Below are 22,426 nucleotides of genomic sequence, written 5' to 3' on the forward strand. Positions count from 1 at the left end.
TTGCAAAAATACCTAGCCCTGATTGAGGCTTTGTTGGAGCTCCTTGAAAAGAGCGACTGCCGAAAGCAGGAAATAGCTTCTAATAATTAATAATTTAATGTTCTAACCAAGATTTAAGGTACTCTTCGTCTGCAATTTTCATTGCTTCCTCGGTAACCATTAATGGTTTAAAGGTATCTACCATAACAGCTAACTCATCGGTTTTTGTTTGCCCAATACTACGTTCTGTAGCTCCTGGGTGTGGACCATGTGGTATTCCTGCTGGGTGTAAACTTATGTGTCCTGCCGCTATGTCGTTTCTACTCATAAAATCGCCATCTACATAATAGAGCACCTCATCACTATCAATATTACTATGGTTGTAAGGTGCTGGTATGGAGTCTGGGTGGTAATCGTATAATCTTGGTACAAAACTACAAACTACAAATGCATCGGTTTCGAAAGTTTGGTGCACTGGAGGTGGTTGATGAATGCGCCCTGTTATTGGTTCGAAATCGTGAATAGAAAATGCATAAGGATAATTGTAACCATCGTATCCTACCACATCGAAAGGGTGTGATGCGTAGACCATTTCGAAAATATCGTCTTGTTTTTTTACTTTAATGGTAAAGTCGCCTTTTTCGTTATTAGTTTCTAACTCATATGGCTGACGAATATCGCGTTCGCAAAAAGGGGAATGTTCTAGTAATTGCCCAAACCAGTTTCTGTATCTTTTTGGCGTATATATGGGTCTTTTAGATTCTACAATAAAGAGTCTATTATCTTCGGTATCGAAGTCTATTTTGTAAATAACGCCTCTAGGTACTAAAAGATAGTCACCATATTTAAAGTCTAGGTTGCCAAGATGTGTACGAAGTTTTCCTGTTCCTTTATGGATAAAAATTAATTCGTCTGCATCTGTATTTTTATAAAAATAATCTTGTGTTGCTTGTTTTGGAGCTGCAAGAATTATAGTACAATCACTATTAGTAAGTACTGCTTTTCTGCTTTCTAAATAATCGTTTTCTGGTTTGACTTGAAAACCTCTAAAACGATACGATTGTATATGGTTTGCTTTAGCAATTTTTGGTGCTACACTATATTGTTTTTTTATTTCTTTTACTTGTGTTGGTCTTTGCTCGTGATAAGAATTTGTAGACATTCCATCGAAGCCTATGGTACCAAATAATTGTTCGGCATACAGAGAACCATCCGGTTTTCTAAATTGTGTGTGTCTTTTGGGTGGAATTTTCCCGAGTTTATGATAAAATGGCATTCTTTTAAATTTAAAGTTAATAGGTACTTTTTTAAATGGTATAATGCATTATCATTCAGGGTTTCTTTTAATAAGAAACTTTAAAAAGATTAATATGTCTTGCCAAAATGGTTTCATCTGGATACTTTAAATTATTAAACTAATCCGATGTTAATAGTTAATAAACAAGTTATTAGCTACAACTTAATTCGTACACCTTATTTGATGTCTTACAAATATCGTGAAAATTTTTGAGACTATTTTAAAACCAAAAACCTACATTAAAAAACCACATTCCTTCTTTAGTTTCTGGCGACCAAGAGTATTTTGCTTCTATTGGACCAAAAAAGGTGTCTAGAGAGTAACCAACTGCATAACCAGAATAATCTGGAGCAGAAAACCAGTCGCCAGAATCGAAGATATTATCATCTATATTGGCATAGTTTGCAGCGAAGTTGACATGATTCTTTTTAAAAATTTCGTAGTCAAAATTTATGGTTCCTTTTACAAAACTATTTCCAACTAAAGATAAAAAGTCATAACCATAAAACGATTTATAATTATTTATAAAATTATTACCATACCCCCCTATTACGAAATCTAAAGATCTATTAGAGTTTTCGCCAATTTTAAAGCCTCCATCTGCGGTAATGTTTGCGGTAAAATTTTTATTAAAACTCTTTGTATAACCGATGGTTGCCTTAGCAATTGAAAATTCTGAAAAATCTTTATTAAAGTCTGATGAATAGAGATACAAATGAAAATCGCCATCAAAATAAACACCTTCATTTGGAAAATATTTATTATCGAAAGTATCTAGTTTTAATTTTCCGAAAAGACTGAAATAACTACTATTATCGAAAGTAGTTTCCTCTTGATTTGCATTGGTAAGTATGGTTTCGGTTTTTATTTTTAAGTGTTTATGTTCTGCTCCTAATGTTAATGAAAAATCTTTTCGAAATAAGGATTGCAGGTAAAATTGATTGGTAAAGTCTATAAGTTTCACATCTAATTTATTCACATTTACTGCTAGCAATTGATCTGGAGTTAAAATCGTTTGTGCTTCTACATTTTGTTTAAATTGATTGTATCTAGAATGCACACCAATACTCCAATAAAAACCTTTATCTATATAGTAGTCTAGATTATACCTAATATTATCTCCTACTATAAAATCTAAGGAAGCTACATCACTATTAAATAGTATTTTTTTTTGTGTTACATTTACTAAAACACCACTCTTATACAAATCATCATAATGAATACCTAACTTAAGCAAAGTATTTTGCCTACTTTCTTTAAGGTTAATATTCATTACATACGTTATATCATCTACAGAAGGTGTTAATTTATAACTTACATTTTCAAAGTTATTTGTTGCTGCAAGATTGTTTACACCATCTTGAAAAGTATTATAACTTATTTTTTCGTCGGATTTAAATTTTAATTTACCAAGTACATAAGCTCTGGTATATTTATCTAATCCATTAACACTAATACCTTTAATTGTAAGACTATCTATAGGTTTTATTTTTGTAATTTTAGGTTTCTTTTTTATTTGATTAGCTACAATGTCTTTAAGTTCTTTTAAGTGCTTATTGGTTTCTAATACACCATTATCTATTATAGTTCGGCCTTCACTAAAAGACACTACATTAAAGTTCGTGATATCTGGTTTAATATAAATATCGGTCTTTTTAGACTTGATTTTCATATCGTTTATCGTTCTATAATTATTTATTTGTAGCAGAATTTTAGTTGCTGATTGTAGTCGATCTCTCGTTTCTAAATCGTCCTGTACATCTACACCAATAATGATATCTACACCTTTTGCTCTAAGCTCATCTATTGGATAGTTATTTACAACACCTCCATCTATTAAAACCTGATTCTTTATTCTAACGGGCTGAAACAACGAAGGAAAAGCACCACTAGCCAAAATAGATTGTGGCAAACTTCCAGACTCTAAATACACAGCCTCTCCATTTTCAATATTGGTTGCCACACAAAAAAACGGAATTGGGAGTTTACTAAAATCGTCTATATCACTTACATGCAATGTTAATTTAGTTAGTAAACTTAATGTGTTTTGACCTCTAGATAATGCTCGTGGTAGTTTTACTTTAAATTTTTTGAACGGAAGTGTTACTGCATATTTTTCAGAATTATCTCGTTCATAAAAAGTTTTTGCTTTTCGAGGTAAGTTGTCACTAATAATATCATCGAAATTTACATCTTTAAAAATAGAATCTATTTCTTTACCCGAATAACCTGATGCATATAAAGAACCTATAATAGCACCCATACTTGTACCAGCAATATAATCTACGCGAATCCCCAAACTATCAATAACCTTAAGCGTACCAATATGCGCAAGCCCTTTTGCTCCACCACCGCTCAAGACCAAACCTACTTTTAAGTCCTCTTGTTCTAGCTCTTGAGAGAAACTTAAAAGACTAAAAAGAAGCAATATTAACGTTAGTAATTTATTCATTTATTGTGATAGTAATTATATATTTTATTTGCTCTAGATACACCAACTACAGCTTCCAGTTCGTCTAGTTTTGCATTGCTAATTCGTTTTACAGATTTAAAAGTTTTTAGTAATTCTATAATGGTTTTATCACCAATTCCAGGAATACTTTCCAGTTCTGTATTTAATGCTGTTTTGCTTCTTTTATTTCTATGATGCTCGATACCAAAACGATGCGCCTCGTTACGTAATTGTTGTATTATTTTAAGGGTTTCACTTTTTTTATCTAAATATAGTGGAATTGGATCATTTGGATAAAATAATTCTTCCAAACGTTTCGCAATTCCGATAATCGCAATTTTCCCTCTTAATTCTAATGCATCTAAACTTTTTAAAGCAGAAGAAAGCTGTCCTTTCCCTCCATCAATGATAATTAATTGTGGTAAAGGTTGTTTTTCATCTAACAAACGCTTGTATCTTCTATATACAACTTCTTCCATAGAAGCAAAATCGTCTGGACCAACTACTGTTTTAATATTAAAATGCCTATAATCTTTTTTGCTAGGTTTTCCATTTTTAAAAACTACACAAGCAGCAACAGGATGTGTACCTTGAATGTTAGAGTTGTCGAAACACTCAATATGTCTTGGGGCTTCCCCTAAACGTAAATCGGCTTTCATTTGCGCCATGATTCGTTTAACATGCCTATCTGGATCTGTAATTTTTATTTGCTTAAAGCGATCCATTCTAAAATACTTTGCATTTCGAATAGAAAGGTCTAAGATATGTTTTTTATCACCTAACTGTGGTATTGTTATTTTAAGATTTTCACCAACGTTTACCTTAAAAGGAACATAAATTTCTTTAGAATTAGAATTGAAACGCTGTCTAATTTCTGTAATAGCAAGCTCAAGAAGTTCTTGGTCGGTTTCGTCTAATTTTTTTTTAATCTCTAATGTATGCGAACGAATGATAGAACCATAAGAAATTTGCAAGAAATTTACATAACCAAAACTTTCATCGCTAACAATGCTAAACACATCTACATTACTAATTTTAGGGTTTATAATGGTAGATTTTGCTTGGTAATTTTCAAGCACTTGGATTTTTTCTTTTATTTTTTGCGCTTCTTCAAATTGCATTTCTTCTGCAAATTGCTTCATTTGTTGTTTAAATTGCGATAACGAATCTTTAAAGTTTCCTTTTAAAATTTCTCTAATCGCAATTATATTTTCTTCGTAAGCCTGCGCTGTTTGCAACCCTTCGCAGGCTCCTTTACAGTTCCCTAAATGATATTCTAAACAAACTTTATATTTTCCTGCTGCAATTTTTTCTGGGGACAAATCGTAATTACATGTGCGTAATTGGTATAAACCTTTAATTAAATCTAAAAGCGTAGAAACCGTTTTCATACTTGTGTATGGTCCAAAATATTCGCTTCCATCTTTAAAAACTCTTCTGGTAGAAAACACTCTAGGAAAACGTTCTTTTTTTAAACAAATCCAAGGATAGGATTTATCGTCTTTAAGTAGCACATTATACCTTGGCTTGTTTTTTTTAATCAGGTTGTTTTCTAGTAATAAAGCATCTGTTTCTGTTTCTACAACAATATGTTTTACACTAGCAATTTTTCTCACTAATACTCTTGTTTTACCATTTTCATGTGTTTTGGTAAAATAAGAGCTCACACGTTTTTTTATATTTTTAGCTTTACCTACATAAATAAGCGTACCTTCTTCGTCAAAGTACTGGTATACTCCGGGAGCACTCGGTAAGGTTTTAAGTTGTATTTTTAAAGCAGGTTCACTCATCTTGTAAATGTACTTATTTTAATTTTTTTTAAAGAAAAAACACACTGCTTTTAACGTTTAATTTTTTAATAAAAAAGAAGCTTTTTACAAATACTTAATTATTACATTGCGCCACTTTTTGAAATATAGTAAATGACTAAAAAAACAATAGGAAGAGTAGATAAAATAGACTTCCCGAAACTAGATTTGTACACCATAGATGTTAAAATAGATACAGGTGCGTATACCTCTGCTATACACTGTTCTCAGATACAAGTAGATGGTGAAAATTTAATATGCACTTTTTATAGTAAGGGCCACCCTAATTTTAGTGGCAAAGAAGTAATTTTTGAAAACTTTACTAAAACAAATATTAAAAGTAGCAATGGTTTTAAAGAAAATAGGTTTAAAGTAAAATCTGAAGTCATTATTTTTGGAAAAACATATAAGATTAACTTAACTTTAAGCACCAGAGAAGACATGAAATTTCCTGTACTTATTGGCAGGCAATTTTTAAAACGAAAATTCTTGGTTGATGTAGACCAAGAAAACATATCACACAACTTCAAAACATTATGAACATAGTTATTTTATCGCGTAACGCTAATTTATATTCCACTAGTAGACTAGTTAAAGAAGGCGAAAGGCGTGGTCACCAAATAGAGGTAATAGATCCTTTAAAGTGTGATATTATTATTGAACAACAAAAACCAACTATTTATTATAAAGATAGATATCTAAATTATGTAGATGCAATCATACCTCGTATTGGTGCATCGATAACTTTTTACGGTTGTGCTGTGGTACGTCAATTTGAAGAAATGGGTGTTTTTACTATTGTTACTAGTGATGCCATTCAAAGATCTAGAGACAAACTTCGAAGTTTACAGCGTTTAAGTAAAGCAGGAATTGGTATGCCAAAAACCGTTTTCACTAATTACAGTAGAGATGTTGAAGAGGTTATAGAACACGTTGGAGGAGTTCCTGTAATTATAAAACTATTGGAAGGAACCCAAGGTTTAGGAGTTGTTTTAGCCGAAACCAAAAATGCAGCAGAATCTGTATTAGAGGCTTTTAATGGTTTAGAAGCAAGAGTAATTGTACAAGAATTTATTGGCGAAGCAAAAGGGGCCGATTTACGTGCTTTAATTGTAAATGGACAAGTAGTTGGCGCTATGAAACGCCAAGGTAAAGAGGGTGAATTTCGTTCTAATTTACACAGAGGAGGAAGTGCAAATGTTATAAAACTAAGCGAACCAGAGTTAAAATTAGCCATTCAATCTGCAAAAGCACTAAAACTTCCTGTTTGTGGTGTAGATATGTTGCAATCTAGCAGAGGACCATTAATTTTAGAGGTTAATTCTACTCCTGGTTTAGAAGGCATTGAACATGCTACTGGAAAAAATATAGCTAAAAGCATTATTACTTATATTGAAAAAAATCGATAATTAATGTATGACAGACCATAAAGAAGCAATTACCATTCTTGGGGAAACCATTAAACTAGGAGAGAGCAAAGAAATCTCTTTTGAAGTTGCAAAACTACACACCTCAAACTCTGTTGAAGTCCCTGTATTTATTGAGCGCGCTAAAAAACCAGGGCCAACGGTTTTATTAACCGCAGGAATTCATGGTGACGAAGTAAATGGTGTTGAAATTATTCGTCAAATAATAGCCAAAGGGATCTTCAAACCTAAAAAAGGAACCATTATTTGTATTCCAGTAATTAACGTATTTGGATTTATAAATCTATCCAGGGATTTTCCGGATGGTAGAGATTTAAATCGTGTTTTTCCTGGAACTTTAAAAGGTTCTTTAGCAAGTAGAGTTGCCTATAAATTAATACATGAAATTGTAACAGAAGTAGATTTTATTATGGATTTCCATACTGGTGGCGCTGGACGTTTTAATGCACCTCAAATTAGAATTATTAAAGGCAGTAAAACTTTAGATCAATTGGCTCAAGAATTTGGAGCTCCCTTTATACTCTATTCCAAAAACCTCAATAAATCCTTTAGAAACACTTGTCATAAATTAGGAAAACCAATGCTTCTTTTTGAAGGTGGAAAATCTTTTCATATAGACAATAATGTTACTAACCATGGTGTAAATGGTATTAAACGTGTACTACATAGTTTGGGTATGCTATCTAGTAAATTTAAAGTTTCTACACCTAAAACAGATTGTGTTTTTATAAACGATAGCAAATGGATTAGAGCAAAATACTCCGGCATGTTTAAAGCCACTATAGAAATAAGTAGCTTTGTTGAAAAGGGGGATGTTATTGGAAACATTACAGATCCCTATGGTAAGTTTAACCATTTTGTAAAAGCAGACAACTCGGGATACCTTATTAATATTAACGAATTACCAATTGTATATCAAGGAGATGCTTTGTTTCATATTTCTAAAGAATTATTATGACAAAAGCCGAATTACGAATTGCATACCTATTAAAACGTAAAGAGTTAACCGAAACGCAATTAGACGATTTTAGTTTACAAATTGCCAACCAACTTTTGCAATTAGATATTTGGAACTTTTCTTTTTACCATATTTTTTTAAGTATTACCGAACAACACGAAGTAAATACAGACTATATTTTAAATATACTATCTGGAAAAGATAAAAACATTGTGCTCTCTAAAAGTGATTTTAAAACCGGTTTGTTGAATAATTTTCTGCTTACAGATAATACCACCATTAAAAAAAACAAATATAACATTCCAGAACCAGTGGATGGAATACCAATTCCTGCAGAAAATATAGAGCTTGTTTTTGTGCCTCTTTTAGCTTTTGATACCAACGGAAACCGAGTAGGTTATGGTAAAGGCTTTTACGATAAATTTCTAGCTTCTTGCAAACCTGAAACTATAAAAATTGGACTTTCTTTTTTTGAAGCAGAAAACAAAATTAAAGATGTTTTTGAAAGTGATATTGCTCTTGATTATTGTATTACTCCAGAGCAGGTTTATAGGTTTTAATTTTTTAATGTCTTGTAAATAATATATCCTGAAATTATTAAGTAAATACTTGTTGTAATAACAAAAAAATTGTCTTGATTAATTCTATTACAAAAATCTTCATTGATATACATCTTATAAAGTAAAATATAAGTCAACAAATAACCTAGTACTACATAAAGTGACTTTTTTTTTGCCCTAGAAAACAAAATTAGAATTATACAAATAATAGTTAAATAAGGTATTATCAAATTAACAATTTCTGCAGAAAAAATATATAAAAAGTTCATTACTGCAGTTAAAAGCATTAAGCCAATAGGAACACATAATTTATCAGTACAAGATGTAATTATTAAAATATAATTACTGATGCTATTTTTAGAGATTCTATTTTATTCTGTTTCACAAATAGTTTTTGATTTTTTATAAGTTGAATAAATTAATATCAACCACAGAGTTGAGTATGGAATCATAGAATAAAAAACGTGACTACTTTTTAGTATTCTATCAATATTATTATTTATTAAACAATAAGTGAAAAACAAAAAAATGAAAATAAATGGAATAAATATACTTAATGCTTTAGGTGTTCTTTTTTTTATTAAAAAAAGAATGGAAAAATGTGATATTAATAATAATAAATAAAATAAATAATTGTTAAATTCACCAATAAAACCATGCATTATTGTTTCTATAGGTAGTCCAATTTCAATTAAAATATATGGAATTGGTAAATATTTTTCATTTGTTGAACACAATAAATAAGCGCTAAAAAATAATAATAAAATTAATAGATTTCTTTTATCACTAAAGTTAAATAATTTATGTTTTTTCATGTTAATTGCAATTAGATGTAGATGTTTTGGGTTTATCTCCATCATTATTAATAATTGTTGTATATGAAGGAACATTAGCTGTATGATTTTCGCTAAACAAATCTTGACCATATTGTCCAGGACTAATACCTACTACAGGAGTTAAAATTACAAACCATTTATAAAATGAAAGATTTGGTTCTAATGTAAAACCTAGATTATCAACTGCCAAATCGTGACCTACTGTTGTACAGTTATAATCATTTAAATCATAATTTGAATTTTCAATAATAATCAGATCATTAATTATGTTATTAAATTGACTATTTGTTAAATCATTAAATGTGACACTAACATCGTAATCATGTTCATCATTTTCGATTCCGTTATCTTGAAAAATACCAGGACCATCTAAATCACTATTATTAAGGTATTCACTACCAGAAGGATAAAACCCTAAAGTTTTAGTAACATTAGTTCCATCTGTATTATTCTTTATTAAAGAGAAAAATGTGTGACCTACACTCATAGTAATTGCATTTGCTACAGCGTCACTACCTTTAACAGGTTGATCAACATAAAGTATAAATTTATAATTATCAGCGACTTTGCCATCATTGAAACAATCTAAATACACTGCCATATCTTCAATTGGGTAATCTTCATTTCCTCCATCATATTGAAACATTTCCATAAAAACTTCTGGGTTTTCATCAAAGTATTGTTCTAAAGCTTCTAGGAATGTTAAAGTATCATCTTCCATCATATTAGCAAGAAGTGAGTCACCAATATTTTGAGTAGTTTCACTACAACCATTAGTTTCTAGAAACATACTTAAATTTCTCATGTTAAAAAAGTTTTCTGAATCTTGTAACCATAATTGTGTGTCAAAGTTTAAGTTTCCTAAACAATCTGTTATTTCTTGGGTGTAGTTTCTTGTTTTAACTGGTGCAGAATATCCTCCAGGATTATTGAAATTAACTCCATTTCCTCCAGAACCATCATTACTTGGGTTGTCATTACCTGGACCATCTGATGATGTATCTCCAGAAGTGCTACTTCCTCCAGAATTACATGTTATGGTTATTATTACATCGACAGAACCATCCATCCAGACCCATGTATGTACATCCCAAGTACAAGCATCTTCTACTTCAGTTCTTAAATTTATATTATCATATTCAATTGGAAAATAATTTATTGTTCTAGTTAAATTTGATGTGTTTTCTAAATTTTCATATTCTTCTTTTGATATATTATAATCTACAATAAAAGCATTATAATCGTTATTTGAATTTGAGACTAATAATAGATTTTCTACTGTATTTGTTTGATAAGGTCTATTTATTGAAAATGAATAAGAATGATTTCCATTTTCGTATTCTACATAGTTTGCTACTTCATTATTTATTGTAAAATCTAATAATGAATCATTATCTTCTCTTGCATAAAGAGATTTATTTTCTTTTAATGTTTCTAATTTTTGTGCTAATTTGTTGTTTTGATTTAGTTCATCAAAATATACTTTTTTAAATATTAATTCTTGTTTTGGTTCTTCAAAACTGTCATCCTCTTTCTGGCAATTTACCATTGCTAAAGCTAGAATAAATAATACTAATAATTTAAAAACTTGTTGTTTCATGTTTGTTGGATTATATGGTTTATGAAACAATAGTACTATAGATTAAAAGTTTGAATGTGTTGTATTTATAGAAAGTTACAGATTTCGGACATCTTTTTTAAATTCGCTTGGTGTTTTATTTGTAAACTTTTTAAATGCTGTGTAAAAACTTGTTTTAGAGTTAAAACCACATTCTAAACCAATTGTAACAATAGTATAGTTGTCAAATTCTGAATTGACTAACATTTGTTTTGCGTCTTTTATACGCAAAGTATTTACATAGTCATTAAAATTTAATTTAGAATTTGCATTTAATGTTTGTGAAATATATCCTTCACTTAAATTTAAAGTGTTAGAAAGATATTTTAAATTTAGTTTAGGGTTTAAGTATAATCTATCTTGCTTTATTAGTTTTTCAATTTTATTAAATGATTTTGAATCACTTTTATTTATACTTTTCTCTTCTTTAACTCTAAACTCTAGTATTCTTTTTTGGCGTAATTCTATCCTGTTTCGTAATTGAGTAGATTTGTTTAAACCTGAATAACCTATCCAATATACTAAAACGGAAATACAAATCCACATTGGATAAAAGAACATTGTTTTATTTAAATTAAAAACTACAACAATTATAATTGCTATTAGCCAACAAATACAAACTAGCAATCCTGAAAAAATTAATTTTTTTAGCCAATTGGTTTCAGAAGTAATCCATTTAATATTATAGGTTTTATCTTTTTCATAATCTGTTATCATTTTATACGTAAAATACATAACTAGCACATTAAATATAAAAGAAGCAAACTCTAAATAAACAAATATTCCTCTTTTAAAATGAGAAGGTATTATATATTCATTATTTATAAAAAATTTATAGAGTAATTGTAATAGATGAATACTTAAAACAATAAAAAAAGGGCTTAATAATAATCTCCTTTTTAAACCAATAGTTTTATTTCCTAAAAATTTATACACATACAAATAGAACATTGGCAACACCAACCAATGCCAAGGAATGTAGATGTATTTAAAAACAGCATGACTATTAATTAAGGATGTATCTAATAACCAATATTGTAAATTACTAAACGAAAGAAAAAGTACTACAAGACCAAGATATAAAGTGTTATTTGTAATATACTTTTTTTGAGAAAATACTATGATGCTAAATATAACACCATGTAGAACACCTAGAATTATTAAAAGATTAAAAATGTTGAAGTTTAATTCGTTCACTAAAAAAATGTAATATATTTAACTCAAAACTACAATTTTATAAAACATTGTAAAAACTTTAGTGTTACGGTTTTTCCGTAAATTTAATCCTTAGAAAAAGCTCTTTTATTAAAAACAATTAGCATAATAAAACCAGCACTTATGGCCATATCTGCAACATTAAAAACGGGCTCGAAAAAAGTAAAGTATTTACCACCATAAAACGGTAACCATTCTGGTAAATAGCCTTTCCACAAAGGAAAATAAAGCATATCTACCACTTTACCTTCTAAAATATGTCCATTAATACCACTTTCTGGTAAAAAGGAAGCAACTTGGTGATAACTATCACTAAACAAAATGCCATAAAATGTGGAATCAATAATATTACCTAAAGCGCCAGCAAAAATTAAAGTAATGGCAAGAATAAGTACCTTTGGGTTATGTTTTTTAATTGCAGTTACTAACCAATACCCAATACCTATTATAGCTACAATTCTAAAAATCGTTAAAGATATCTTAGCTGTTCTATCACTAATAAAAGTAACAAAATCGCTTATTTTAGTTCCCCAAGCCATACCATCATTTTCTATAAAATAAATTTTAAACCAATCGAAAACCTCTACGCTTTCACCAAGTAAAAAATGTGTTTTTATGTATATTTTACTAACCTGATCTATTAGTAATATAATAAGGATGAGTACTATTGATTTTTTTAATGACATAAATTTGTCTTCTAGTTTCTAAATAAACACACTTCGACAAACGGAATGTGACAAAATCTTAACAGGCGATTTTTAGCAAAAATAGGAATATTATTGACTTTTAGTTATACTTACGTTTCCGTTTATGGTTTTAATTTCTATTTGGTGGAAACCAGTATTTATTTCCTCGGTTTTAATTAAACCATTTTTAGAAGTTGCAACAATATTTGCATCCTTTGTTTGCAATGCAATATTTCCGTTTCTAGTATAAATTTTTGCATTACCGAGAAAAGTATTTAAAAAGCAATTCCCATAATTAGAATTCACTACAACATTTCTATATCGTCCTTTCACGATAAAATCACTATTATAAATATTTGCCAATACTTTTAAGTTTTCTGGAATAACTAAACGAATGGCAACAGAAATCACTTTGTGTGCACTTAATTTATCGTTAGCATCTTTAAATAAAGGCTGTTGTTTTACAGAAACATGTAGATTATTGTTTTTAGTTTCTGTAACCAAAATAAAGTCTTGGTTATTTTCGCCTTCTACTCTTGAATAAATTGTAATAGCATCTACTGGTTTGGTTTCTACAGTAATTTGAAATATATTTTCGCCATTAATATTTATACTTGTAACTGTAGTTGCAGGAAAAGTTTTTTCTGTGATATTTTGCGCTTCTACCAAGCCTGTAAAACAAAAAAATAGTATGTAAATAATGATTTTCATTTTATTCAAATTGCGCTACTATTCTGGGAATGACAAAAGGTTAAAAAGCAAACGCCTCAATAAAATTGAAGCGTTTGTGTTGTAGTTATAAAGTCTCTTAATTCTAAGGAGATTCTATTTTTAAATTTTATTGCAAGTTTTTAGCTTCAATACTTAAAGTAGCATGTGGCACTAATTTTAAACGCTCTTTAGCGATAAGCTTTTTAGTAACACGACAAATACCATAGGTTTTATTTTCGATACGAATAAGTGCATTTTTTAAATCACGAATAAACTTTTCTTGTCTAATTGCTAATTGCGAATTCGCTTCCTTACTCATGGTTTCACTACCTTCTTCAAAAGCTTTAAACGTTGGTGATGTATCATCTGTACCATTATTATGGTCATTCATATACGCACTTTTAATAAGCTCTAAATCGTGTTGTGCTTTTTGAATTTTTTCTTGTATTAACTCTTTAAATTCGGCTAAATCTTTATCTGCATATCTTACATTTATATCTGTTGCCATAGTTTTAATGTTTTGTAATAAATAATTTGGTATTTATAGCATCAAAAGCAATTTCTATACCATTATCTATTTGTTCTACAATTTCTAACGTTTCGGTTAAGGTTTCGGTTTTAATATACTCTATATTAGTCTCTACTGCCTTTACAATTTGGTCTTCTTTTTGAAGCTTCACATCTATTCTATCTGTAACTTCAAATCCAGAATCTTTACGTAAATTTTGAATACGGTTTACGAGCTCACGAGCAATCCCTTCTTTACGTAATTCTTCGGTTATAGTAACATCTAGAGCAACGGTTAAATTACCTTCATTTGCTACCAACCAACCTTCAATGTCTTGTGATGTAATTTCTACATCACTGAGTTCCAAAGTAATACTTTTTCCGTTAACTTCCACATCTAAAACACCATTTTGCTCGATTTTTTTTATGTCTTCAGCGGTAAATTTCTGAATTTCTCCAGCAATCGCTTTCATATCCTTTCCAAAACGAGGTCCTAAAGCTTTAAAATTAGGTTTTATTTGTTTCACTAATATATCGGAAGCATCATCTAAAAGCTCTACTTCTTTAATATTTACTTCGTGTTTTATTAAATTAGCAACTGCTAAAATCTCTTCCTTTTGTTGGGTTGAATCTACAGGAATCATAATTTTTTGCAATGGCTGACGCACTTTAATTTTTTCTTTAGCACGTAACGATAAGACTAAAGAAGAGATTGTTTGTGCTGCTTCCATTTTACGCTCTAAAGATTTATCGATATAAGCAGTATCACTTTTTGGAAACTCCGCCAAATGTACACTTTCAAAACTCTCTGTGTGTGTAGTTTTTGTTAAGTCTAAGTAAAGTCTATCCATAAAAAATGGTGCAATTGGCGCTCCAAGTTTCGCTATGGTTAACATACAAGTATATAAGGTTTGATATGCCGAAATTTTATCGGTTTGGTAATCGCCTTTCCAGAAACGTCTTCTACTTAAACGCACATACCAATTACTTAAATACTCTTGTGTAAATTCTGAAATTGCTCTTGCTGCCTTTGTTGGTTCATATGCTGCATAGTAATCGTCTACTTTTTGAATTAATGTATGCAATTCGGAAAGAATCCAACGATCAATCTCTGGTCTTTCTTCTAAAGGAATATCTGTTTCTGCATAACTAAACTTATCAATATTGGTATATAATGTGAAGAATGAATAGGTGTTATATAGTGTTCCGAAGAATTTACGCTTCACTTCTTCAATACCATCGACATCAAATTTTAGATTATCCCAAGGGTTTGCATTAGCAATCATGTACCAACGTGTTGCATCTGCTCCATAGGTCGATAAGGTTTCAAAAGGATCTGTAGCGTTACCTAAACGCTTCGACATTTTTTGTCCGTTTTTATCTAAAACCAATCCGTTGGAAACTACATTTTTATACGCTACCGAATCGAAAACCATTGTTCCAATAGCATGTAAAGTATAAAACCATCCACGTGTTTGATCTACTCCTTCTGCTATAAAATCTGCTGGAAAGGATTTATTTTCGTCAATTAATTCTTTATTTTCAAAAGGATAATGCCATTGTGCATAAGGCATAGAACCAGAATCGAACCAAACATCTATTAGATCGCTTTCGCGTTTCATAGGTTGTCCGCTTTCAGAAACTAATACAATTTCATCTACTATATTTTTATGTAAATCTATTTTCGCATAGTTTTCTTCGGAATTGTTTCCTACTTCAAAATCTGCATAGATATCTTTTGCTAAAACTCCTGCGGAAACTGCTTTTGCCATTTCTGCTTTTAGTTCTTCTACAGAACCAATACAAATTTCCTCTTTACCATCTTCTGTTCTCCAGATTGGTAGTGGAATTCCCCAATAACGAGAACGAGATAAATTCCAATCGTTTGCATTCGCTATCCAATTACCAAAACGACCTTCTCCTGTCGATTTTGGTTTCCAGTTAATACTTGTATTAAGCTCATGCATACGACCTTTAACATCTGTAATTTTTATAAACCAAGAGTCTAATGGATAGTATAATATCGGCTTATCTGTACGCCAGCAATGTGGATAACTGTGTTTGTATTTCTCAACCTTAAAGGCTTTATTTTCTTCTTTTAACTTAATAGCAATTTCTACATCTATAGAACGCTCTGGAGCTTCACCATCTTTATAGTACTCGTTTTTAACGTACTTACCTCCAAACTCTTTCATTTCTGGTCTAAAACGACCTTGTAAATCTACAAGAGGCACTAAGTTATCATTATCGTCTTTTACCAATAATGGTGGTATTTCTGGTGTGGCTTGCTTAGCAACTAATGCATCATCTGCTCCAAAGGTTGGTGCTGTATGTACGATACCTGTACCATCTTCTGTAGTTACAAAATCTCCAGAGATTACACGAAAAGCATCTTGGGGATTATCATTTGGCAAAGCGTACGGTAGAAGTTGTTCGTATTTAATACCAACAAGATCCTTTCCTTTAAAATCTTTTACTACGTAATAAGGTATTTTTTTATCGCCATTTTTATATTCTAAAAGCGCTGCTTTTTCTTCAACTCTTTTAAACTTACCATCAAACTGTTTGTTTACTAGAGCTTTTGCCAAAATCACATTCATAGGTTGAAATGTGTATTGGTTATAGGTTTCCACTAAAACATAATCTATTTTTGGTCCAACCGTTAATGCGGTATTACTTGGAAGTGTCCAAGGTGTTGTAGTCCAAGCTATAAAATGAATATCTCCTTCGTTTTGTAAAAAGTCGGGCAAGGTATTTTCTATGGCTTTAAATTGCGCAACAATAGTGGTATCTGTAACATCTTGATATGCTCCCGGTTGGTTTACCTCATGCGAGCTTAAACCTGTTCCTGCTTTAGGTGAATATGGCTGAATGGTATAGCCTTTATACATTAAATTTTTAGAATAAATCTCTTTTAGTAACCACCAAACCGTTTCCATGTATTTAGGTTCGTAGGTAATATAGGGATCGTCCATATTTACCCAGTATCCCATTTTATTGGTAAGATCATGCCAGATATCGGTATAACGCATTACTGCTTTACGGCAAGCAGCGTTGTAATCTTCGACAGAAATAGTTTTACCAATATCTTCTTTCGTAATACCTAGTTCTTTTTCTACACCAAGTTCTATAGGTAAACCATGTGTATCCCAACCAGCTTTACGCTTTACTTGGTAGCCTTTCATGGTTTTATATCGCGGAAAAATATCTTTAATAGCACGAGCTAATACGTGGTGTACACCAGGTAATCCGTTTGCTGAAGGAGGTCCTTCGAAAAACACATACGGTTTTGCACCTTCTCTAGTGGTTACACTTTTTTCGAAGATGTTATTCTCTTCCCAATAGTTTAAGATTTCGTCTGCAACATTTGGTAAGTTAAGTCCTTTATATTCAGGAAAAGTCGTGCTCATTTTATCATTTTCTTTTAAGAGTTGCGAAATTAATGAATTTGTATGAATTTGTTAAGTTTATAAAAAAGAAAAGCCTCTGAAATTTCAGAGGCTTTTCTTTTTATTATATAAAACGACTTATATTTTAATAAGTTTTTTTGAAATTAAAGTCTTATTTCCTTCTGTAATTCGCATAAAATAAGCACCATTACTTAGCTTTTCTAATCCATTAAAATGTATTTCACTTTGGGAATTAGTAACCGATTTGTTACGAATAATTCTACCTTGTAAATCAAGTAACGTGATGTTTAATTCTTGATAATTAAATGCGGAAGGCAATTTAACTACTACATTCTCTTTCATTGGATTTGGATAAACAGAAACAGCAGATAAAGTAATATCTGAAGTAGATAATGTATTATTGATAATATTTACGGTATAATCTTCTACTTCACCATCGGAAGCGTTATTAATCCTATTTCCACAAGATTCATGACCATTACAATAAATTAATATAAAAAAATAATTTGTCAATTAAACGCAAAAAATTCGTTAAAATGTAAAAATGAATTTACTAAATAAAATAGGATTTTTTCTTTAATCCCATGTAACTTCTAAAATCACTACCTGATTTATAGGCATAAAAAAAGCCAAAACTTACGTTTAGGCTTTTTCAACTAAAAACTAATAGCTAATTATTCGATAATTATCTTTTTATCTAAGATTTGATTATCCTTCGTTTTAATACTTACAACATAAATTCCAGTTGCTAATTGACTAATTGGCATTCCATTTTCTAGCACATTGTTAGATAGGTTTGTTTTTTTATAAACTGTTTGACCTAACATATTCATTAAACTTAGGTTGCTTACTTCTGCATTTAATCCTTTTACATATAATAAGTCACTGTTGTTATTATAATAAATTACGCTATTGTTATTTGCTATCACTTCTTCTGTACTTAATCTTTGATTTTCTTCAAAAACTATTTCGAATCTTTCATTGAATTGTCCAGCTTCTGATGTGAAAGTATATGCAACATCTTGGCGTAAATTAAAATATATATCTGTAAGATTATCTTTTAAGTAAATTTCTTGACTTTCTTCTATATTATCTAATGCAGTTAACTTAATACTATAACTATTATTTCCAGATGTTTTTAATGCTAATGGCACTACTTTATCCGCTGTTATTTCAGCATAAGATTGTATAGTCATATATTCACCATCTAATAACAGATTTAAATCGTCATGATTACTATCTGTATTTCTTGCTTCGTATCCATAATCGTAAGCATCTGTAGTGATATTACTAAATCCTAATAACAATTCTCTTCTTGTAGCCTGACCGTCTAATGCTTTAAATTCTAATCTTAGTTTTCGCATGGTTGGCCCATAAGAAATTACATCTGCACTATTCGTTTCATTGGTTTCTCTAAAAAACACAGAACCGTTATTTAAAGATCCATCTGCATCTGCTTCTTTAATAAAAACACGCTGTCCATTATTAAACTCTACGGATCCTGTGTTTTTTATTTCTGCCATAAAACTCTGTCCTACTGGTACATATTTTGTTGGCGTTTTAGTACCATCTTGTGATCCATTATTTAAGCCTTCTGCACCAACAAATTGATATGCTCTTACTGCTCCCGTTTTATTTACTTGTGCATAACCACCTTCGTATTCTGTAGTAACATGTGAAATTCCTGACCACTGTTGCCATAGTTGAATACTACCATCTAAAACAGCTTCATTATCATCTAAAAACTTATGTATATCTATTGCTGATGCATAAGGGTTACCTAGAAGATATTCCGTTTTAGATACTGCAGGTACAGACCCAGATCCTCCAGCATCAGCTACGCTTATTTTTATAGTTCCATTGTTTGGTTTACCTTCAAAAATATATTGTTGCTCTACACCTGTTCCTTTATGAATATAACCAACACCCGGGTTAATATTTGTACTTGGTGTTACGGTTCCCCAATCATAATAAGTCACACCATTTTCGTAAGTATACATCCATCTAGTACTTAATTTGTTTATTTGATGGTTTGCACTTGTAAAAGTCATATTATCCCCATCACTATCTTTTAACATACTAAGACTAAAGGCTGTATTATTACCATTATGTTCAGAATTATTATCTATAAAGGCCGAAACACCCGTTACACCTACTGGAGAACTCCAATAGTTATACCAGTAATAGCTTGATGCACCTTCTTGTCGTCTTAATATTTTTCCTTCGGAAGAAGTTACTAAATCACTATTTTCTGTTTGTATTAATTGCGAATCATTTTGTAAATCAATAATTCCGTCTAGCTCTAAATACCAACTATTCGCTACTTGGTTATTATTTTTTATTTCTAAAGTTTTATTGGCATCTACAAACAATCCAATATTCTTTAATTCATGCGTTGCGTTTACATTATTTTTAACATGAACAATACTCCAATCTTTATTACTTGCAACATCTTCTATATCCCAAACATCTCCATGTAACCATGTACTTTCTTCTGTCCAAGCTCCATTAGCATTAGAAACATAAGGCATAGGTGCTGTTTGCTCCTGAAGAGAAGTTATATTATGAAGCTTCAGATTATTTTCATTTGATGAATAATCTGAAGTTGCGCTATTATTAATATTAGACATTGGGTAATATCCTTTTAAATTATTCCAAGATACTTTTGATGAGGTATTTAAATCTTCGATATCTTTTGGTATGATAGTACCTCTTAAAACTCCTGAGTTATTTTTAATTTCCTGATATACCATTTGTTGGATTTGCTCGTCTGATAATGCAGCATCAAAAATTCTTACTTCATCAATATCTCCATTAAAATGCCCAAAACCAGCGACACTTGTGTTTGTAGGATATCTTCCAATAGTAAATTCTCTTTGAGAATAAATATGTGGAGTACCATTATAATTTTCTGTTAATAATTCGGAGTCTAATTTTGTATCTGTTGTTGTACCTACTAATTCTCCATTTAAATATAATTTAACTGTTTTATCTTCAGAATTAAACACACCAGCTATATGGTACCATAAATGATTTTCTAGTTTAACATCTAATAATGGATCTGGTTGTACTTGAATATTATTTGAAGGATAATTACTAGAAGCTGTAATTTGGTCTTGAGTTAAAACATAAAAGGATGGTGTTCTACCTCTAGTTATGTACAATCTCATGTTTTCTTGTCCAGCAATACTATATAGATTTGGAAGACTACCCTCTGAATTGTATTCGATTTTAACCCAGCTCATTATTGTACCATTTGTCCAATTAGTAATAAAAGGGTTTGTATCTAAATAATCATCTACTCCATCAAAATCTAAAGTAGCATTTTCTAAATAAACATCTACATTATCTCTATAATCTAAATCACCACCATTAAATAAATCGCCATCGGTATCCGGTAAAACAGATAAGTCTGTAGGTTCATTTATTTCATCGTTAACATCATAGTAGTCATTTGTATTACTACCTTCAAATGTATTATCTAAACCATCAGTATCTGTATCATTGTTTGATATAGTATTTGCCATACCATTTTCTTGAATATCTGGAATACCATCATTGTCTGAATCTAAATCTAAATAATCAGGTAAATCTGTACCATCTGTATTAACTGGAATTATACCTGTCCCGTAATTATTCCATAAACCAGGATATGCCCCAGTAGTATTTACTGTCCCGCTTGGTGCGATATAACCAATAGTTGTTTGCGCTTCAATATTATCTGGAATACCATCATTATCATCGTCTAAATCTATTTGACTACCACATAAAAAACTATAAGCAAAGGTGTCAAATCCATGAGGATCATGAGTAGACGTTGCTAAACCTCCTGCAATAACAATATGTCTTACCGAAACTTTACTTACTAAGTTTTCTGTTACAAATCCTATTGTATTCTCAATATTCTGCCCTGCTCTTAAAGATCCTTTTAAAACACCATCTGCATCAAAAATATCTATATTTCCAGTTGCATCATTTCCAAAATAAGTATCACTAAAATAAGCAACTAACTCATCGTCGGCATATACTTCATAATTAACTGTAGCAGAATCGGAATTCGTGTCATAAATATCTACCATATCAAAACTAAAAGAAGCTACGGGTTCTGAGAAATTTATATTTACGGTATAATAATCTCCTGTTTGATTTCCAACTTCAGGATAAATATAAACTCCTGTTCCTACATTACCAGAAACAAAACCTCCCGATGTAGTTGTTCTAAATTGATCAATATCCCAAGATCTGTGTGCGTAATTATCTTCAAAAGACAATACACCGTTAGCAAAAGTACCAACACTAGCTCCCCCAGAACCAGGTGTAGAAGAAGTTAAAGGAAAAGAATATTCACTTAAACCGTTTAACACCGTTAACGCTTGTCCTTTATCATAAACCTCTTGCTGAAAACCAGATTCTTGGTAACCTAAACCATTCGTATTATTCCCTATAACGAACATATCATATTCGTTTTTAGACCAGGTTATTGCGTCTGATTTTGGCGAAGCTGCTCCAGAAACTGCAGGACACTCAATGATATCTAGAATACCATCATTATCATCATCAACATCGATACTGTTTAAGACACCATCATTATCGATATCTTTTATGTTTTGAGAATATGAAAGGAAACTAAACGCAAAAAGGCTTAAAAAAAGCACGCAGAATTGTAATTGTTTAATCATAACTTGTAGGTTTCATTTTAAATACAACAGCATAAAATCAATTTATATGCCAAGTATTTAATTTGGGTTTATAGTTTGTAATAGTTTGGGACTATTTAATTTTAAATATTAAAATCTTGAGGGAAGATTGCTAATCAACACATGCTAAATAGTTTTAAACTAGTAGCAAAATTATTGTAACAGGAGTCAAATTTGATCTTTTAGTTTCTACTAAATAAATTTAATCGTTGATCTGTAGAAATAACCTACAAACGGTTGATTTACAATTAAATCATTACAATTA

At 30.6% G+C, this 22,426-nt stretch carries 16 protein-coding genes; 4 read left to right on the forward strand and 12 right to left on the reverse strand.

The features are described from left to right. Window positions 1–94 precede the first annotated feature (94 nt). The 3 genes from Q4512_RS01870 to uvrC form a co-directional block, all read right to left on the reverse strand. Window positions 95–1,255, reverse strand: a complete 1,161-nt coding sequence (locus tag Q4512_RS01870) for a homogentisate 1,2-dioxygenase (protein ID WP_303421021.1) — start codon at window positions 1,253–1,255, stop codon at window positions 95–97. A 241-nt stretch (window positions 1,256–1,496) separates the two neighbouring features. After that, window positions 1,497–3,728 carry a patatin-like phospholipase family protein gene (locus Q4512_RS01875; protein WP_303421024.1) on the reverse strand — a complete coding sequence of 744 codons (2,232 nt, stop codon included), beginning with the start codon at window positions 3,726–3,728 and terminating at the stop codon, window positions 1,497–1,499. Continuing rightward, the gene (gene uvrC, locus Q4512_RS01880) at window positions 3,725–5,518 is read right to left on the reverse strand and encodes an excinuclease ABC subunit UvrC (RefSeq protein WP_303421026.1); all 1,794 of its coding nucleotides are present in this window, start codon (window positions 5,516–5,518) and stop codon (window positions 3,725–3,727) included. Before uvrC ends, Q4512_RS01875 begins: the two co-directional genes overlap by 4 nt. A gap of 132 nt (window positions 5,519–5,650) precedes the next feature. On the opposite strand from uvrC, the gene Q4512_RS01885 reads away from it, so the two are divergent. From Q4512_RS01885 to Q4512_RS01900, 4 genes are read left to right on the forward strand one after another with little or no spacing between them, the layout of a single operon-like run. Further along, entirely contained in the window at window positions 5,651–6,076 is a 426-nt protein-coding gene (locus Q4512_RS01885) for a RimK/LysX family protein (protein WP_303421028.1), read from the forward strand. Further along, window positions 6,073–6,945, forward strand: coding sequence for a 30S ribosomal protein S6--L-glutamate ligase (gene rimK / locus Q4512_RS01890; protein WP_303421031.1), 873 nt, complete (start codon window positions 6,073–6,075; stop codon window positions 6,943–6,945). Before Q4512_RS01885 ends, rimK begins: the two co-directional genes overlap by 4 nt. A gap of 7 nt (window positions 6,946–6,952) precedes the next feature. Further along, the gene (locus tag Q4512_RS01895; RefSeq protein ID WP_303421033.1) at window positions 6,953–7,921 is read left to right on the forward strand and encodes a succinylglutamate desuccinylase/aspartoacylase family protein; all 969 of its coding nucleotides are present in this window, start codon (window positions 6,953–6,955) and stop codon (window positions 7,919–7,921) included. Beyond that, a complete protein-coding gene (locus tag Q4512_RS01900) occupies window positions 7,918–8,481 on the forward strand; it encodes a 5-formyltetrahydrofolate cyclo-ligase (protein ID WP_303421035.1) in 564 nt (187 codons plus the stop codon). Before Q4512_RS01895 ends, Q4512_RS01900 begins: the two co-directional genes overlap by 4 nt. A 371-nt stretch (window positions 8,482–8,852) precedes the next feature. On the opposite strand, the gene Q4512_RS01905 is transcribed toward Q4512_RS01900, so the two are convergent. From Q4512_RS01905 to Q4512_RS01945, 9 genes are all read right to left on the reverse strand, one after another. Next, window positions 8,853–9,296 (reverse strand): hypothetical protein, encoded by a 444-nt coding sequence (locus Q4512_RS01905; protein WP_303421037.1) that lies wholly within the window; start codon window positions 9,294–9,296, stop codon window positions 8,853–8,855. A gap of 1 nt (window position 9,297) precedes the next feature. Then, window positions 9,298–10,917, reverse strand: a complete 1,620-nt coding sequence (locus Q4512_RS01910) for a hypothetical protein (protein ID WP_303421039.1) — start codon at window positions 10,915–10,917, stop codon at window positions 9,298–9,300. 75 nt (window positions 10,918–10,992) lie between these two features. Further along, window positions 10,993–12,132 carry an AraC family transcriptional regulator gene (locus tag Q4512_RS01915; RefSeq protein ID WP_303421041.1) on the reverse strand — a complete coding sequence of 380 codons (1,140 nt, stop codon included), beginning with the start codon at window positions 12,130–12,132 and terminating at the stop codon, window positions 10,993–10,995. An 83-nt stretch (window positions 12,133–12,215) separates the two neighbouring features. Continuing rightward, window positions 12,216–12,836 (reverse strand): lipoprotein signal peptidase, encoded by a 621-nt coding sequence (locus tag Q4512_RS01920; protein ID WP_303421043.1) that lies wholly within the window; start codon window positions 12,834–12,836, stop codon window positions 12,216–12,218. 90 nt (window positions 12,837–12,926) lie between these two features. After that, window positions 12,927–13,547: a hypothetical protein gene (locus Q4512_RS01925; RefSeq protein WP_303421045.1), complete on the reverse strand. Its 621-nt coding sequence runs from the start codon at window positions 13,545–13,547 to the stop codon at window positions 12,927–12,929. 127 nt (window positions 13,548–13,674) lie between these two features. After that, window positions 13,675–14,055, reverse strand: coding sequence for a TraR/DksA C4-type zinc finger protein (locus Q4512_RS01930; protein WP_303421047.1), 381 nt, complete (start codon window positions 14,053–14,055; stop codon window positions 13,675–13,677). 4 nt (window positions 14,056–14,059) lie between these two features. Further along, window positions 14,060–17,464 carry an isoleucine--tRNA ligase gene (gene ileS / locus Q4512_RS01935; protein WP_303421050.1) on the reverse strand — a complete coding sequence of 1,135 codons (3,405 nt, stop codon included), beginning with the start codon at window positions 17,462–17,464 and terminating at the stop codon, window positions 14,060–14,062. 117 nt (window positions 17,465–17,581) lie between these two features. After that, window positions 17,582–17,977 (reverse strand): T9SS type A sorting domain-containing protein, encoded by a 396-nt coding sequence (locus Q4512_RS01940; protein ID WP_303421052.1) that lies wholly within the window; start codon window positions 17,975–17,977, stop codon window positions 17,582–17,584. A 161-nt stretch (window positions 17,978–18,138) separates the two neighbouring features. Beyond that, window positions 18,139–22,143 (reverse strand): LamG-like jellyroll fold domain-containing protein, encoded by a 4,005-nt coding sequence (locus tag Q4512_RS01945; RefSeq protein WP_303421054.1) that lies wholly within the window; start codon window positions 22,141–22,143, stop codon window positions 18,139–18,141. Between the last annotated feature and the right edge of the window lie 283 nt (window positions 22,144–22,426).

This window comes from Oceanihabitans sp. 2_MG-2023, assembly GCF_030547245.1.
Lineage (GTDB): Bacteria > Bacteroidota > Bacteroidia > Flavobacteriales > Flavobacteriaceae > Oceanihabitans.

Excerpts from the sequence above, each read along its gene's own strand:
- Q4512_RS01870 (WP_303421021.1), bottom strand. The coding sequence starts at position 1,255 with ATGCCATTTTATCATAAACTCGGGAAAATTCCACCCAAAAGACACACA.
- Q4512_RS01875 (WP_303421024.1), bottom strand. The coding sequence starts at position 3,728 with ATGAATAAATTACTAACGTTAATATTGCTTCTTTTTAGTCTTTTAAGT.
- uvrC (WP_303421026.1), bottom strand. The coding sequence starts at position 5,518 with ATGAGTGAACCTGCTTTAAAAATACAACTTAAAACCTTACCGAGTGCT.
- Q4512_RS01885 (WP_303421028.1), top strand. The coding sequence starts at position 5,651 with ATGACTAAAAAAACAATAGGAAGAGTAGATAAAATAGACTTCCCGAAA.
- rimK (WP_303421031.1), top strand. The coding sequence starts at position 6,073 with ATGAACATAGTTATTTTATCGCGTAACGCTAATTTATATTCCACTAGT.
- Q4512_RS01895 (WP_303421033.1), top strand. The coding sequence starts at position 6,953 with ATGACAGACCATAAAGAAGCAATTACCATTCTTGGGGAAACCATTAAA.
- Q4512_RS01900 (WP_303421035.1), top strand. The coding sequence starts at position 7,918 with ATGACAAAAGCCGAATTACGAATTGCATACCTATTAAAACGTAAAGAG.
- Q4512_RS01905 (WP_303421037.1), bottom strand. The coding sequence starts at position 9,296 with ATGAAAAAACATAAATTATTTAACTTTAGTGATAAAAGAAATCTATTA.
- Q4512_RS01910 (WP_303421039.1), bottom strand. The coding sequence starts at position 10,917 with ATGAAACAACAAGTTTTTAAATTATTAGTATTATTTATTCTAGCTTTA.
- Q4512_RS01920 (WP_303421043.1), bottom strand. The coding sequence starts at position 12,836 with ATGTCATTAAAAAAATCAATAGTACTCATCCTTATTATATTACTAATA.
- Q4512_RS01925 (WP_303421045.1), bottom strand. The coding sequence starts at position 13,547 with ATGAAAATCATTATTTACATACTATTTTTTTGTTTTACAGGCTTGGTA.
- Q4512_RS01930 (WP_303421047.1), bottom strand. The coding sequence starts at position 14,055 with ATGGCAACAGATATAAATGTAAGATATGCAGATAAAGATTTAGCCGAA.
- ileS (WP_303421050.1), bottom strand. The coding sequence starts at position 17,464 with ATGAGCACGACTTTTCCTGAATATAAAGGACTTAACTTACCAAATGTT.
- Q4512_RS01945 (WP_303421054.1), bottom strand. The coding sequence starts at position 22,143 with ATGATTAAACAATTACAATTCTGCGTGCTTTTTTTAAGCCTTTTTGCG.